This window comes from Actinomycetospora sp. CA-084318 (genome assembly GCF_050955885.1).
GTDB lineage: Bacteria > Actinomycetota > Actinomycetes > Mycobacteriales > Pseudonocardiaceae > Actinomycetospora.
Map to the genome: position 1 here is coordinate 1,699,287 of NZ_CP192098.1, position 13,898 is coordinate 1,713,184.

The 13,898-nt window shown below is 72.4% G+C and carries 10 protein-coding genes; 5 read left to right on the top strand and 5 right to left on the bottom strand.

Annotation, left to right across the window (positions count from 1 at the left end):
- Positions 1 to 75 precede the first annotated feature (75 nt).
- The 3 genes from lepA to ACQPYX_RS08350 all read left to right on the top strand — a co-directional run bounded on the left by lepA (position 76) and on the right by ACQPYX_RS08350 (position 6,038).
- Positions 76 to 1,941: a translation elongation factor 4 gene (gene lepA / locus ACQPYX_RS08340; protein ID WP_433803693.1), complete on the top strand. Its 1,866-nt coding sequence runs from the start codon at positions 76 to 78 to the stop codon at positions 1,939 to 1,941.
- Positions 1,942 to 2,104: 163 nt separating this feature from the next.
- Positions 2,105 to 3,943 carry a DEAD/DEAH box helicase gene (locus ACQPYX_RS08345; protein ID WP_433802423.1) on the top strand — a complete coding sequence of 613 codons (1,839 nt, stop codon included), beginning with the start codon at positions 2,105 to 2,107 and terminating at the stop codon, positions 3,941 to 3,943.
- 160 nt (positions 3,944 to 4,103) lie between these two features.
- Positions 4,104 to 6,038, top strand: coding sequence for an FAD/NAD(P)-binding protein (locus ACQPYX_RS08350; protein WP_433802424.1), 1,935 nt, complete (start codon positions 4,104 to 4,106; stop codon positions 6,036 to 6,038).
- Here ACQPYX_RS08350 and ACQPYX_RS08355 read toward each other — a convergent pair.
- Both ACQPYX_RS08355 and ACQPYX_RS08360 read right to left on the bottom strand, forming a co-directional pair.
- Positions 6,005 to 6,817, bottom strand: a complete 813-nt coding sequence (locus ACQPYX_RS08355; RefSeq protein WP_433802425.1) for a SigB/SigF/SigG family RNA polymerase sigma factor — start codon at positions 6,815 to 6,817, stop codon at positions 6,005 to 6,007. The two genes, ACQPYX_RS08350 and ACQPYX_RS08355, sit on opposite strands and share 34 nt — an antisense overlap.
- A gap of 200 nt (positions 6,818 to 7,017) precedes the next feature.
- Entirely contained in the window at positions 7,018 to 7,983 is a 966-nt protein-coding gene (locus ACQPYX_RS08360) for a zinc-binding dehydrogenase (RefSeq protein WP_433802426.1), read from the bottom strand.
- Between the two features lie 88 nt (positions 7,984 to 8,071).
- On the opposite strand from ACQPYX_RS08360, the gene ACQPYX_RS08365 reads away from it, so the two are divergent.
- Positions 8,072 to 8,275: a hypothetical protein gene (locus tag ACQPYX_RS08365; protein ID WP_433802427.1), complete on the top strand. Its 204-nt coding sequence runs from the start codon at positions 8,072 to 8,074 to the stop codon at positions 8,273 to 8,275.
- 129 nt (positions 8,276 to 8,404) lie between these two features.
- Here ACQPYX_RS08365 and ACQPYX_RS08370 read toward each other — a convergent pair whose 3' ends face one another.
- Together ACQPYX_RS08370 and ACQPYX_RS08375 are read right to left on the bottom strand one after the other, a co-directional pair.
- Positions 8,405 to 9,193 (bottom strand): enoyl-CoA hydratase-related protein, encoded by a 789-nt coding sequence (locus tag ACQPYX_RS08370; protein WP_433802429.1) that lies wholly within the window; start codon positions 9,191 to 9,193, stop codon positions 8,405 to 8,407.
- A 101-nt stretch (positions 9,194 to 9,294) separates the two neighbouring features.
- Positions 9,295 to 9,972: a LuxR C-terminal-related transcriptional regulator gene (locus tag ACQPYX_RS08375; protein WP_433803694.1), complete on the bottom strand. Its 678-nt coding sequence runs from the start codon at positions 9,970 to 9,972 to the stop codon at positions 9,295 to 9,297.
- 350 nt (positions 9,973 to 10,322) lie between these two features.
- Between ACQPYX_RS08375 and ACQPYX_RS08380 the strand changes: the two genes are divergently transcribed.
- Complete coding sequence (locus tag ACQPYX_RS08380; RefSeq protein ID WP_433802430.1) at positions 10,323 to 11,555, top strand: YeeE/YedE family protein; 1,233 nt, start codon at positions 10,323 to 10,325, stop codon at positions 11,553 to 11,555.
- A gap of 173 nt (positions 11,556 to 11,728) precedes the next feature.
- Here ACQPYX_RS08380 and ACQPYX_RS08385 read toward each other — a convergent pair whose 3' ends face one another.
- Positions 11,729 to 13,867, bottom strand: coding sequence for an MFS transporter (locus ACQPYX_RS08385; protein WP_433802431.1), 2,139 nt, complete (start codon positions 13,865 to 13,867; stop codon positions 11,729 to 11,731).
- Positions 13,868 to 13,898: the final 31 nt, after the last annotated feature.

The window sequence follows — 13,898 nt, forward strand, 5'->3', positions numbered from 1 at the left end:
TGACAGGAAGGCGAGACCTCGTTGACCGAGACCACCACCCAGCAGTCGACCAAGACCCCTGGCCGACCGGGCACCGTGGGCTACGCCGACGAGACGTTCACGCCCCCGGACCGGATCCGCAACTTCTGCATCATCGCGCACATCGACCACGGGAAGTCCACGCTGGCCGACCGGATGCTGCAGCTCACGGGCGTCCTGGGCGACCGGGCGTACCGCGCGCAGTACCTCGACCGCATGGACATCGAGCGCGAGCGCGGCATCACCATCAAGGCGCAGAACGTGCGCCTGCCGTGGTGTGCGGCCGGCCCCGACGGCGAGCTGCGCGACCACGTGCTGCACCTCATCGACACCCCCGGGCACGTCGACTTCACCTACGAGGTGAGCCGCTCGCTCGCCGCCTGCGAGGGCGCGATCCTGCTGGTCGACGCCGCGCAGGGCATCGAGGCGCAGACGCTCGCGAACCTCTACCTCGCGCTCGACCACGACCTGGAGATCATCCCGGTCCTCAACAAGATCGACCTGCCGGCCGCGGAGCCCGAGAAGTACGCCGCCGAGATCGCGCACCTCATCGGCTGCGAGCCCGACGACGTGCTGCGCATCAGCGCGAAGACCGGTGACGGCGTCGCGGCGGTGCTCGACGAGGTCGTGCGGCGGGTCCCGGCCCCGGTCGGCGACGCCGACGCCCCGGCCCGCGCGATGATCTTCGACTCGGTCTACGACACCTACCGTGGCGTCGTCACCTACATCCGCGTCGTCGACGGCAAGATCACCCCGCGCGAGCGCATCCGCATGATGAGCACGAACGCGGTGCACGAGCTGCTCGAGGTCGGGATCATCTCGCCGGACCAGAAGCCCTCGCAGGGCCTCGGGGTCGGCGAGGTGGGCTACCTGATGACCGGCGTGAAGGACGTGCGCCAGTCGCGCGTCGGCGACACGGTGACCACCGAACGCAAGGGCGCCACGGAGTCGCTCGGCGGCTACCAGGACCCGCAGCCCATGGTCTTCTCCGGGCTCTACCCGATCGACGGCAGCGACTACCCGCTGCTGCGCGACGCGCTGGACAAGCTGCGTCTCAACGACGCCGCGCTGTCCTACGAGCCGGAGACGTCGGCGGCGCTGGGCTTCGGCTTCCGCTGCGGCTTCCTCGGCCTGCTCCACCTCGAGATCACGCGCGACCGCCTCGAGCGCGAGTACGGCCTCGACCTCATCTCCACCGCGCCGAACACCGTCTACCGGGTCGAGCTCGACGACGGCGGCGAGGTCGAGGTGACCAACCCCGCCGAGTGGCCCGAGGGCAAGGTCAAGGCGGTCTTCGAGCCGGTCACGAAGGTCTCGGTGCTCGCCCCGGCCGACTTCGTGGGCGCGATCATGGAGCTCTGCCAGTCGCGGCGCGGGCAGCTCGAGGGCATGGACTACCTGTCCGACAGCCGTGTCGAGCTGCGCTACTCGATGCCGCTCGCCGAGATCATCTTCGACTTCTTCGACGTGCTGAAGTCCAAGACCCGCGGCTACGCCTCGCTGAACTACGAGCCGGCCGGGGAGCAGCCCGCCGACCTGGTCAAGGTCGACATCCTGCTGCAGGGCGAGCCGGTCGACGCGTTCTCCGCGGTCGTGCACAAGGACGCCGCCTACGCCTACGGCAACTCGATGGCCGGCAAGCTGCGCGAGCTGATCCCGCGCCAGCAGTTCGAGGTGCCGATCCAGGCGGCGATCGGCTCCCGGATCATCGCCCGGGAGACGATCCGCGCGATCCGCAAGGACGTCCTCTCCAAGTGCTACGGCGGCGACATCACGCGCAAGCGCAAGCTGCTGGAGAAGCAGAAGGAGGGCAAGAAGCGGATGAAGACGATCGGCCGGGTCGACGTCCCGCAGGAGGCCTTCGTGGCCGCGCTCTCCACCGACCAGAACGCCGTGGACAAGGCCAAGGCCGGCAAGAAGTGAGCCATCGCTCGGCGTCGGGGAGCCCCTTCCCGACGTCGGGCATGGTCGGCTCGCGTACGATCGAGATGCAGGTGCCGAGCTGTCGGCCTGGGATGGACCGCGTGTGTGTCGGGTCCGCGGACAGCTCTCACCGTCCGACGAACCCCTCCCTCGAAAGAGTTCTGTGACCGACGCTGCTGTCCTGTCCGCTTCCGACCTCCCGCTCGACCCGTTCCTCGAGGACTCCCTCGACGGGGACGACCGGACCGACGAGCCCGCCAACGGCTTCGTCCCGCTCGGCCTCGACGACCGGGTGGTCTCCACCCTGGTCGAGTCCGGCTTCCACACGCCGACGCCGATCCAGGCCGAGACGATCCCGCTGCTGCTCGCCGGCCGCGACGTCCTCGGGCTGGCGCAGACCGGCACCGGCAAGACGGCGGCGTTCGCGCTGCCGCTGCTCTCCCGCCTCGACGCGAGCGTGCGCGCCCCGCAGGCGCTGATCCTCACGCCGACCCGTGAGCTGGCGATCCAGGTGGCCGAGGCCATCGAGTCGTTCGCCGCGGCGCTGCCGCACGTCCACGTGGTGCAGCTCTACGGCGGTGCCCCCTACGGTCCGCAGCTCTCGGCGCTGCGCCGGGGCGCGCAGATCGTCGTCGGGACGCCCGGTCGCGTGGCCGACCACCTCGAGAAGGGCACCCTCGACCTCACCGACGTCGGGTACTTCGTGCTCGACGAGGCCGACGAGATGCTCAACATGGGCTTCCTCGAGGAGGTCGAGAACATCTTCGGCCTGCTCCCGGCCGACCGTCAGGTGGCGCTGTTCTCCGCCACCATGCCGACGGCGATCCGCGAGGTCAGCCGCAAGCACCTGAACGCGCCCGCCGAGGTGTCGATCAAGGGCAAGACGACGACGGCGGCGAACACCCGCCAGCGCTACGTCGTCGTCCCCGAGCGGCAGAAGGCCGACGCCCTCGCCCGCATCCTGCAGGTCGAGGACTTCGACGCCGCCCTGGTCTTCGTGCGCACCCGGCAGAACACCACCGACGTCACCGAGGCGCTGAACCGCCGTGGGTTCTCGTCGGTCGCGATCTCCGGCGACCTGTCGCAGGCCCAGCGCGAGAAGACGATCGCCGACCTGCGCTCGGGCAAGATCGACGTGCTGGTCGCCACCGACGTCGCCGCCCGCGGCCTCGACGTCGAGCGCATCAGCCTCGTCGTGAACCACGACCTGCCGACCGACCCCGAGTCCTACGTGCACCGCATCGGTCGCACCGGGCGCGCGGGCCGCTCCGGCGAGGCGATCTCGTTCGTCACGCGCGGCCAGATCCGGCTGATGCGGGCCATCGAGAACACCACCCGCCAGAAGGCGGAGGAGATGTCGGTGCCCGGCACCGACGAGGTCAACGCCCGGCGGCGCGCGCGGTTCGCGGAGAAGATCACGGCCACGCTCTCGGGTCACGACGACGGCGGTGACCCGATCGCGGTGTTCCGTCGCGTCATCGACGAGTACGTCGCCGAGCACGACGTCGACCCCGTCGAGCTGGCCGCGGCGCTGGCCAAGATGGTGCAGGGCGGCAAGCCGCTCCTGGTCGACGAGCTGCCCGCGGCCCCGGTGCGGGGCGAGCGGCGCGGCCGGGACGACCGGCCCGGGCGGGACGACAAGCCGGGCCGCGGCCAGGGCAAGCGTCCGACCACGGTCTCGTCCTGGAACGTCGGGTCGGCGACCGACACGTACCGCATCGAGGTCGGGCACAACCAGCGCGTGAAGCCCGGCGCGATCGTCGGGGCCATCGCCAACGAGGCCGGGCTCGACTCCGCGCACATCGGGCACATCGACATCCGCACCGACCACACGCTGGTCGAGCTGCCCGCCGACGTGCCCGGCCCCGTCGTCAAGAAGCTCCAGCGGGCCCGCGTGGCCGGCCGCCCGATGGGCCTGCGCCGTGCCTCGGAGGCCGGCGGGTCGTCGTCCGCGCCGCGTCCGGAGAAGCGCGGCCCGCGTCGGGACCGCCCGACGCGCTGATCCGCACCGACCCCGGAGGGCCCCGTCGCAGCGCGGCGGGGCCCTTCGTCGTCGTGTGGAGGATGCCGGACGACCGTGGTGGGCCACGGCTGACATCAGCCGGCCGGACCGTGCCACATCGGGTGGCCGCGACCCGGTCCCGCGCCTACCGTCGGATGACATGACGCGTTCGGTCGTGATCGTCGGTGGCGGACCACGCGGGACCGGGGTGCTGGAACGGCTCGTCGCGGGCGCGTCCGGAGCGGGCGTCGACTCCGAGCACCCGCTCGACGTCCACCTCGTCGACCCGTACCCCGCGGGCTCCGGCCGCATCTGGCGCACGGCCCAGTCCGAGCTGCTCTGGATGAACTCCATGGCCGCCGACGTGACGATGTGGACCGACGACTCGGTCACCTGCACCGGCCCGATCGTCCCCGGTCCGAGCCTCATCGAGTGGGCCGAGGAGGTCCGGGCGGCGCACGCCGAGCCCCAGGGCCGCGTCGGCGAGGAGATCCGCTCGCTGACCGGCGTCACGTTCCCCACCCGTCAGCTGCAGAGCTACTACCTCGCGGACGTGCTGGACCGCGTGGTCGCGGCCGCCCCCGCGGGAGTCCACGTCCACGTCCACCAGCAGCGGGCGGACGGTCTCGTCGACGGCGACCTGCATCGGGTCCGGCTCGCCGACGGCGAGGTGCTGCACGCCGACGCGGTCGTCCTCGCCTCCGGCCACCTCGACGCCGCCCCCACCGACGACGAGGCCGCCCTGCTGCGCTGCTCGCAGCGGCTCGGGCTGCGTTACTTCGCGCCCGAGCAGACCTCGGACTCGGAGCTCGACACGATCCCGCCGGGGGAGACCGTCCTCGCGCGCGGCATGGGCCTCGCGTTCATCGACCTCATGGTCCTGCTCTTCGAGGGCCGCGGCGGCCGCTTCGAGGAGGACCCGGACGGTCCCGACGACGGGTCCGGCCGCGGTCGGCTGGTCTACGTCCCGTCGGGCCGCGAGGTGTCGCTGCACGTGGGCTCCGGTCGGGGCGTGCCGTACCACGCGAAGACCGAGTACACGCTGATCGGGCCGCGCCCGCCGCTGCCGCGGTTCTTCGGACCGGACCAGGTCGACGAGCTCGCGGCCCGGCAGGGCGGCGTGAGCCTGCGCGAGGACGCCTGGCCGCTGATCGCCAAGGAGGCCGGCTGGGGCTGGTACCACGAGCTCTTCCACGGCCACCCGGACCGGGTGGCCGGCGACTGGGACACCTTCGCCGCGGCCTACGCCGACGTGGACTGGTACTCGGCGGAGCGGGAGCGGCTCGTCGAGCGCCACGTGCCGGACGAGGCCGACCGGCTCGACTTCGAGCAGCTCGACCGGCCGCTCGAGGGGCTGCGGACCGACCCCGACACGCTGCAGAAGTTCCTGCGGACCTACATCGCCGACGACCTGGCGCGTCACGTCGACCCGACGCACACCGAGGAGCTCGGCGCCTTCACCGCGATCCTGAGCGCCTACATGCAGTCGGTGGAGCTCACCAGCCGCGGCGCGCTCACCGCGAAGTCGCGGGCCCGGGACCTCGGCTGGTGGCAGAACCTGTTCTCGTCGCTCGCGAGCGGACCTCCCGGGCCGCGGCTGCGACAGCTGCTCGCGCTCAACCGGGCGGGCTTCGTGACGTTCCTGGGGTCGGGGCTGTCGGTGGAGATCGACGAGCACACGCCGTCGTTCGTGGCCACCGGCGCCGCCCTGGACGCCCCGCCGACCCGGGCCACCACGTTCGTCGACGCCCGGCTCGCCTCACCGAGCGTGCGCCGCAGCTCCGACCCGATGCTGCGCTCGTTGATGCGCGCGGGGTTCGTCGACGAGGAGACGCTGAGCTGGAACGCCTGCTCCCGCGGCGACGACTACTCCGGCGTCGTCGAGCACTCCACGGGTCTCGTCCCCGTGGACCCCGCCGACCATCGGGTGCTGACCGGCCCCGAGCAGGAGCCGCACCCGCGGCTGTTCGCGATCGGGCCGCACACCACGGTGCGGCTGCCCGGCGCGTTCACCCGGCCGAACACGAACAGCCTGAGCTTCCGCGCGAACGACGCGGTCGCTCAGGCGCTCCTCGCGATCACCGACGACGACTGACCGCCCGCGGTGGCCTCCCGCACCCGGGCGCGCTCGCGGAGCCGCTCCAGGGTTTGGGAGAGCAGCCGCGACACGTGCATCTGGGAGATCGAGAGCTTCTCGGCGATCTCGGACTGCGTCTTCTCGTGCACGAACCGCAGCACCAGGATCGTCCGCTCGCGCTCGGGCAGCGTGCCGACGAGGTCCCGCACGAGGGCGCGCGACTCGACGTGGGCGAGGTCGGGGTCGTCGTGCCCGAGGACGTCGGCGACCGTCGTGTCGGTGCCCTGCGTGAGGGTCGAGTCGAGCGAGTCCGGCCGGTAGGAGTGGTGCGCGGAGATCGCCTCGATGACCTCCTCGCGGTCGATCCCGAGGTGCTCGGCGAGCTCGGTGGCCGTGGGGGCCCGTCCGAGCTGCTGGCCCAGGGTCGTCGACGCGGTCCCGACCTGGAGGTAGCGGTCCTTGACCCCGCGCGGCGTACGGATCGCCCAGGCCGCGTCGCGGAAGTGGCGCCGGACCTCGCCCATCATCGTCGGCACCGCGTAGGACAGGAAGTCGCGCCCCTGGTCGGGGTCGAAGCGACGGAGGGCGTGGAGCAGGCCGATCGCGGCGACCTGCTCGAGGTCGTCGACGGACTCGCCGCGCCGCGAGAAGCGCCGCGCGATGTTGCGGGCGACGGGGCGGAACGCGTCGGTGAGTTCGGCGGTGAGCCGGTCGCGGCGGGGGTCGCCCTGCGGCAGCGAGGCGAGTTCCTCCAGCTGCGGGGCGTACTGGTCGTAGGCACTGGTGCGCTCGGACACGGGCAGACCTCACAGACGCGCATGGATGCGGTCCGTCTGGCTGCGGTGTGAACCACGACGGGGGAGCAGCGGGCCACCACGAGAGGGGCAGGCCCGAACCAGAACTGGTTGCTCAACCCTGGGCCATCGGCATTCCCGGAGCCCGGGAAGATCAAACATTCCCGACGACGGCCCGAGAGGAGCCGTCGTCGGGAACGGGTCTAGCGGGTGAAGACGATCTTGCCGGCGGTCTCGCCGTCGAACATGGAGCGGAAGCCGGTCTCGGCCTCGGTCATCGGGAGCTCCTGGCCGACCTCCGGCGTGATGCCGGTGGTGGCCACGAAGTCGAGCAGGTCGCGCAGCTCGTCGAGGGTGCCCATCGTGGAGCCGACCAGGTTCTTCTGCAGGAAGAACATCTGCGCGAGCTCGGCGGGCGGCTGGTTGCCCGAGGTGGCGCCGGAGCAGACGATCGTGCCGCCGGGCACCAGCGAGCGCACCGAGTGCTTCCAGGTGGCCTCGCCGACGGTCTCGAAGACGGCCTGCACCTTGCCGGGCAGCTTGCCGTTGGACTCGAACACCTGGTGGGCGCCCAGGCGCAGCGCGAGCTCGCGCTTCTCGTCGGAGCGGCCGGTGACCCACACCTGCATGCCCGCGGCCCGGCCGAGGGCGATCAGGGCGGTGGACACGCCGCCGGACGCGCCCTGGACGAGCATCGTCTGTCCGCCGCGCAGGCCGGACTTGGTGAACAGCATGCGGTAGGCGGTCAGCCACGCGGTGCCCATCACCGCGCCCGACACCGCGGACATGCCCTCGGGGCGGGGCAGCGCGTTGCGCTTCGGGACGACGACGTAGTCGGCGAAGCTGCCCTGCGCCCACTCGGTGAGCATCTTGCGCTGCGGGTCGAGGGTCTCGTCGCCCTTCCAGTCCGGGTCACCCATGAGCGAGTGCAGGACGACGGGGGTGCCGTCGTCGAGCGTCCCGGCGCCGTCGCAGCCCAGGATCATGGGGAACTGCTCGGGCTTGATGCCGACGCCGCGCAGCGTCCAGAGGTCGTGCATGTTGAGACTCGCGGCCTCGACCTTGACCCGGACCCAGCCCTCGGGGACCTCCGGGTCGGGACGCTCACCCACGACGAGGGAGGCGAGCGGGTCGTCGGCGTTGGGCTCGGACGCGTAGACGGCGAACATGCGCCGAACCTATCGGGCAGGGCCCCCGCGTGCCCGGGCGACGGAGCGGCGCGGCGACCGACCGGAGGGGCCCGGTACCGTGGCGCCCGTGCTGCACGCCGTCGCGACCTGGTGGGACGGGGTCGAGCTCTGGCTCACCCAGCTCGACTTCACGCTCCAGGTGATCATCGTGATCGGCGTCGTCGGCCCGGTGTGCTGGGCGCTGGCCGCGCTGGTGGACACCCTCGTCGAGCGGACCGTGGCGTGGCGCCTCGCGGCGCTCGAGCGCCGCAGCGGGCCCGTCGACCGGTGAGCCGCCGCTACGCCCGACTGTGGGTCACGGGCACCCTGATCGGCCTCGTCGTGCTGGTGCTGGTGCTCAACGTGCGCTAGGTGGCTCCGCCTCGTGAGTACTCATCCGTGCCCTGGCACGGATGAGTACTCACGAGGGCGCAGCCCACCTCGGCTTCCGCTTCTCGGCGAAAGCCGCCATGCCCTCCTGGCCCTCCTCGGAGGCGAAGAACTGCGCGGAGAGCGCGAGCATCGCGTCGAAGTCGGCGGCCATGTCCTGCTCCGGCGTGCGGCGCAGCATCTCCTTGGTCGCGGCCAGCGCGCCCGGGGCGCCGAGCGCGAGCATGCCGACGTAGCGGTCCACCTCGGCGTCCAGCGCGTCGGCGTCGACCGCGGCGTTCAGGAGGCCGACGGCGGCCGCCCGGTCGGCGTCGAAGACCTCGCCGGTGAGCATCAGCTCGTGCGCGGCGCGGGGGAGGAGCCGAGGCAGCACCGGGACGGAGATGACGGCCGCGACCACCCCGATCCGCACCTCGCTGAAGGCGAAGGTGGCGCCCTTGGAGTCCCCGCCCGCGCGGGCCGCGAGGGCGATGTCGCAGGCGGCGACGAGGCCCACCCCGCCGGCCCGTGCGGGGCCGGCCAGGCGCGCCACGACGGGCTTCGCGGAGGTCCACAGCATCTGCAGGATGGCCGGGAACTCGTGCACGCCCTGGTCGCCCGACCCGGCCCCGCGGGACTCGCGCAGGTCCATCCCGGAGCAGAACACCGTGCCGGTGTGGGTCAGGACCACCACCCGGACGGCGTCGTCGGCCAGGGCCGTCTCCAGGTGCTCACGCAGCTCGCGGCGCAGCTGGGCGGAGAGGGCGTTGCGGTTCGACGGCGAGTCCAGCGTGATCGTCGCGCGGCCGGCGGCGACGTCGAGGTGCACGAGTTCGGTCACGGACCCGCACGCTAGCGGCACCCCTCACCGCGTGTGGCAGGAAAGCGTCGTTGCTGTCGTCCGACGACAGCAACGACGCTTTCCTGCCACGAGGGCGAGTGTCAGCGCACCACGCCCGCCCGCATCGCGAGCGCGACCATCTGGGCGCGGTCGCCGGTGCCGAGCTTGCGCCCGATCCGCGAGAGGTGGGACTTCACGGTCAGCGCCGAGAGGCCGAGCTCCGAACCGATCTCGGAGTTGGAGTGGCCGTCCGCGACCTGCTGGAGGACCTGCACCTCGCGCTGCGAGAGCTCGCGCGGGGCACCGTCGACGGCGGCGATCCGGGTGCCCGTGCCGGTCGGCGAGGGCACCGTGGCGTCGGGCTCGACGACGCGGCAGACCCCGGAGTCCGACGTCAGGTACGCGAGCGCCCCGACCCCGAACGCGGCCTGCGCGGCGGTGTGGTCGTCCGGGCCGACCGCGACCGCACGCCACCCGTCGGCCCGCAACTCGGCGATGAGGGCGAGGGCGTCGCCCTCGACGAGCCCCAGGTCGACGACGGCGAGCTCGCAGGGCGGCCCCGAGCGGGCGCGGTGGCGGGCGTCCTCGGCGGAGGACGACTCGAGGACGGTGCCGGCGCCGGCCTCCACGAGGGAGCGGGTGAGCGCGTCGCGGCGACGCTCGTCGCCGTCGACGACGAGCACCGAGAGCCGGGCCGCCTCGGGGGAGCGCTGCTGGGTCGGCGCGAAGAGCGAGCCCGGCACCGCCCGCTCCGAGGAGGGGGTTCGTGCGGCCGGGATCATCGCCGGTCGGGTGTCACCCGAGGGAGCGGCAGCCTCCGGACGGACGAAGGACTGGTGGTCGATGAGCGGGAACACACCACTCCATCGGTCGACCCTCGATCAGGCTTGAGCGCCCCGGTCGAGGTGGCGCGGGCCCCCGGGAGGGCGCCGTGTACGCGCCGTAGGAACGAATGACACCCGTGTCGTCCCGGCGTCCACCCGATCAGTCGTACCGGGTCGGTGGCCGTGAGGAGTCGCACCGTTCGCCGCCCGCCCGCTGCACCACACGGAGCAGTGTCTAATGTGACCCAGATCACGCTACAGCTCGATGGATGCAGGGCCGCCCCGTCCGTCGTTGGACCCTGACGATGACCACCACCGCTCCGCCCGTCCTCCCGCCGCCCGCGCCGCCCGCGCCCCCGGCGAACCGCCGCGTCGTGGCCGTCGGCCTGCTCCTCGCCGCCGCGCTGCTCGTCGCGGTCGGGATCGCCGGAGGCCCGCTCCTCGCGGGCGCCACCGCCCTCGGCCTCGCGCTCGGGGTCGTCCTGTTCCACTCCCGCTTCGGCTTCACCTCGGCCTGGCGCCAGCTCGCCGCCGTGGGCCAGGGCGCCGCACTGCGCGCCCACATGCTGATGCTCGCGGTGGCCGCGGTGCTGTTCGCGGTGATCCTGCCGAACGGGCTGGCGATCGGCGGGGACCCGTCGCCGCAGCTCGGCCCGATCGGCCTCGCCCTGTTCGTCGGCGCGTTCCTGTTCGGGATCGGGATGCAGATCGGCGGATCGTGCGCGTCCGGGACGCTCTTCTCCGTCGGCTCCGGCCAGCTCGCCATCGTCTACACGCTCGCGGGCTTCGTCGTCGGGTCGGTCCTCGCGGTGCTGAGCTGGGACTTCTGGACGACGACGGTGCCCCGCGGTCCCGTGGTCGACCTCGCCGCCGTGCTCGGCTACCCCGGAGCCCTCGCGGCGTCGCTCGCGGCCATGGCCGTCGTCGTCGGGATCACCGTGGTCGTGGGGCGCCGCCGCAATCCGCCGCCGCTGGACGCACCCCCGTCGGCCGCGGGGTGGCGACGTGCCGTCCGCGGGTCGTGGCCGCTGTGGGCCGGTGCGATCGCGCTCGCCGTCCTCAACGCGGCCACGCTCGTGGTCACCGGCTCGCCCTGGGGGATCACGTCGGCCTTCGCGCTGTGGGGGTCGAAGCTGGCCGCCGTGTTCGGGGCGGACCCGGCGTCGTGGACCTACTGGAGCACCCCGGGCAACGCCGCCGCGCTGGCCCGCCCGGTCCTCGCCGACCGGACGTCGGTGATGGACCTCGGCATCATGGTCGGCGCGCTCGTCGCGTCCGCCCTCGGCGGGGTCTTCACGCTGCACCGCCGCATTCCGGCGCGGACCGTCGTCGCGGCGCTGCTCGGCGGTGTGCTGATGGGGTACGGCGCGCGGATCGCCGGCGGCTGCAACATCGGCGCCTACTTCTCGGGGATCGCCTCGTTCTCCCTGCACGGCTGGCTGTGGGGCCTGACCGCGCTGCTCGGGACGGTGGCCGGGCTCGCCCTGCGGCCCCTGTTCGGCCTGGCCAACCCGAAGCCGTCCGACGCGGTGTGCTGAGACCGCCCCGGTGATCACCGGTCCCTCAGCGGGCTCGTCGGCCCCTCGGCGGCCCGCTGAGGGACCGTTGATCACCGAGAGCATGGCGACCCCGGTGTCCGCGGCCCGGAGACAGCGGTGGCCCATCGCCGACGTCCGACGTCAGTGGTGGGCCACGGCTGACCGCTCGGTGCCTACGAGCCGGCCACCGGCGTCCGGGCGCCGCGGGCGGACGCCTCGAGCACCACGTCGTGCCGGGTGCCGCCGACGCCGATCGTCAACGTCTCGGCGCGCGGGGCGTGTCCGGGGGCGGAGCAGATGAGCAGGGCCGTCCCGGGGCGGGCGCGCAGGGTGAACGCCCCCTCCGAGTCGGTGCGGGCCCGCCCGATCTGGTGGCCGCTCGCGTCGGTGGCCGTGAGCGTCGCGCCGACGGGGCGGCCGTCGGTGGTGGTGACGCGACCCGTCAGGAGGGCGGCCGACGGTGTGGCGATCCTGGCATTGGACGCATGCAGTGACGCATTGCCGGCACCGGAGGTGCTCGGCGCGTCGATCGCGGCGGGCGCGGAGTGCGACACCGTCGGGGCCGGGAGCGCCGGACCGGCCGGGTCGCCCTCGGCGGGCTCCACCGCATCCTGCCCGTGGACGTACTTGCCGCCCCGGAAGAGCGAGGCGATCGCACCGACCAGCGAGACCGCGATGGCGACGGCGAACACGACGACGAGGCCGTCGTGGAAGGCGCCGGTGACGAGGTTGGGGAAGAACTGCTTGCCCACGAGCGTCGCGGCGTTCCCCGGCGGCAGTGCGCCGAGCACCTGCGGCCCGAGGATCTCGGCCATCGGGTTGTAGCCGAGGAACGCGGCGAACAGGGTGCCGACCGGCGGCAGTGCCGCGACCTGCTGCGCCACCGGGAGCGGCACGTTCTGCGCGGTCAGGCCGCCGAACAGGGCCGCGGGCATCGACGAGGCCAGGCCGGCGATCAGCATCGAGAAGAAGATGCCGATCGAGAGCGCCATGCCGGAGTTCTGCAGCGTCGACATCATGCCGCTGCCGGCGCCGCGCTGGTCGGCGGGCAGCGAGTTCATGATCCCGGTCATGTTCGGCGAGATGAACAGCCCCGACCCGACGCCGTTGACGAACAGGATGACCGCGAACCACCAGTAGTTGAAGTCCGTCGGCAGCAGGAGGAGGCCGACGAACGTCAGGGCCACGATGACGAGGCCGCCGGTGGCGAACAGCCGCGCGCCGAACCGGTCGGAGAGCACGCCCGAGATCGGCGCGGAGATCAGGAAGCCGATGGTCAGCGGCAGCATGTAGATCGCCGACCAGAGCGGGGTCTGCTCGTAGTCGTAGCCGTGCAGCGGGAGCCAGATCCCCTGCAGCCAGATGATCAGCATGAACTGCAGACCACCGCGGGAGAGCGCGCTCATCAGGGTCGCGACCAGGCCCGTGGTGAACGCCCGGATCCGGAACAGCTCCAGGTGGAACATCGGCTGGTCGACCTTGGTCTCGACCACGCAGAAGATGGCCAGCACGACGACGCCGCCGATGAGGCAGCCGAGGACGAACGGGTTGGTCCACCCCTCGGCGTGTCCGCCGTAGGGCTGGATCGCGTAGATGACACCGACGAGCAGCAGGATGAGCCCGACGCCGAACGTCAGGTTGCCCCACCAGTCGATCTTGTGTTCCCGACGACCCACCGGGTCGCGCAGGGTCTTGTAGGCCCAGATCGTGCCCACGACGCCGAAGGGGACGCTCACCCAGAACACCAGGCGCCAGTCGACCTCGGAGAGCAGGCCGCCGACCAGGAGGCCGATGAACGAGCCGCCGATCGCGGCGACCGAGTTGGTGCCGATCGCGAAGCCACGCCGCTCGGCAGGGAAGGCGTCGGTGAGGATCGCCGTCGAGTTCGCCATGAGCATCGCGCCACCGACGCCCTGCAGGACGCGGATGAGGATCAGCCACAGCGCGCCGGCGCCGCCGGAGAAGGGGTCGAGCGCCAGGGCGATCGAGGCGACGGTGAACACCGCGAAGCCCGCGTTGTAGATCTTCGCGCGCCCGTACATGTCGCCGAACCGGCCCAGCGTGACCACCAGCACCGCGGTGACCAGCATGTAGCCCATGATCATCCACAGCAGGTAGCTGATGTTGCCGGGCTCGAGCGGGTTGATGCCGATGCCCCGGAAGATCGCGGGCAGCGAGATGAGGACGATCGACGAGTTCATCGTCGCCATCAGCACGCCGAGCGTGGTGTTCGACAGGGCGAGCCACTTGTACCCGGGGTGGTCCGGGTTGGCCCGGGACACGGGCACCGGCTCGAGGGCGGTCGAGGTCATGGGACGTACCCCTGATCGTTAGGGCGAGCAA

Bases quoted from the DNA above. Each gene is read 5' to 3' on its own strand.
- ACQPYX_RS08350 (WP_433802424.1), top strand. From the start codon at position 4,104: ATGACGCGTTCGGTCGTGATCGTCGGTGGCGGACCACGCGGGACCGGG.
- ACQPYX_RS08360 (WP_433802426.1), bottom strand. From the start codon at position 7,983: ATGTTCGCCGTCTACGCGTCCGAGCCCAACGCCGACGACCCGCTCGCC.
- ACQPYX_RS08380 (WP_433802430.1), top strand. From the start codon at position 10,323: ATGACCACCACCGCTCCGCCCGTCCTCCCGCCGCCCGCGCCGCCCGCG.
- ACQPYX_RS08385 (WP_433802431.1), bottom strand. From the start codon at position 13,867: ATGACCTCGACCGCCCTCGAGCCGGTGCCCGTGTCCCGGGCCAACCCG.